Source organism: Streptomyces sp. NPDC052396 (assembly GCF_044593195.1).
In the GTDB taxonomy this organism is placed as follows: Bacteria; Actinomycetota; Actinomycetes; order Streptomycetales; family Streptomycetaceae; genus Streptomyces.
In genome coordinates this window covers 434,295-434,819 of the sequence record NZ_JBIUAW010000008.1, presented here as the reverse complement: position 1 = coordinate 434,819, position 525 = coordinate 434,295, and the positions used below count along the sequence as shown (strand labels likewise).

The 525-nt window shown below is 66.5% G+C and carries 1 rRNA gene and 1 pseudogene; one reads left to right on the top strand and one right to left on the bottom strand.

Annotated elements, in window-relative coordinates:
* Positions 1-91 (top strand): 5S ribosomal RNA (gene rrf, locus ACIHFE_RS23515); the annotation flags it as partial.
* A 68-nt stretch (positions 92-159) separates the two neighbouring features.
* Here rrf and ACIHFE_RS23510 read toward each other — a convergent pair.
* A pseudogene (locus ACIHFE_RS23510) lies at positions 160-525 on the bottom strand (hypothetical protein); the annotation flags it as partial.

The following is a 525-nucleotide window of genomic DNA, read 5'->3' as shown; positions in this document are numbered from 1 at the left end:
GCCCGGTTACATTCCGAACCCGGAAGCTAAGCCTTTCAGCGCCGATGGTACTGCATGGGGGACCGTGTGGGAGAGTAGGACGCCGCCGAACAATCTTTCAAGGACCCTTGGTCCCAGCGTTCAGCTGGGACCAAGGGTCCTTTTGTATTTGCCTTTCTCTCATTCTCGATGAGCGCTTGCCGACCGGCTGCGCGAGAATGATTGCAGTACCTGAAGACAGGAGTCACCTCGATGTCCACCAACTCTCCCGACGGCCGATCCGGCGGCGAACCGCGCCGTGGTGGCGGTCCGCGCGGGCCGCGCCGGGACGATGCGCGTGGCGGCTTCCGCCGCGATGACCGTCCGTCTTTCCGTCGGGACGACGACCGCGGTGGCTTCCGCCGGGACGAGCGCCGTGACGACCGTGGCGGCCGTCCGGGTGGTGGCTTCGGCCGTCGGGACGACGGGGACCGTGGTGGCTTCCGTCGCGATGACCGTCGTGATGACCGTGGTCCGCGTCGGGACGATGACCAGCGGGGTGGTTTC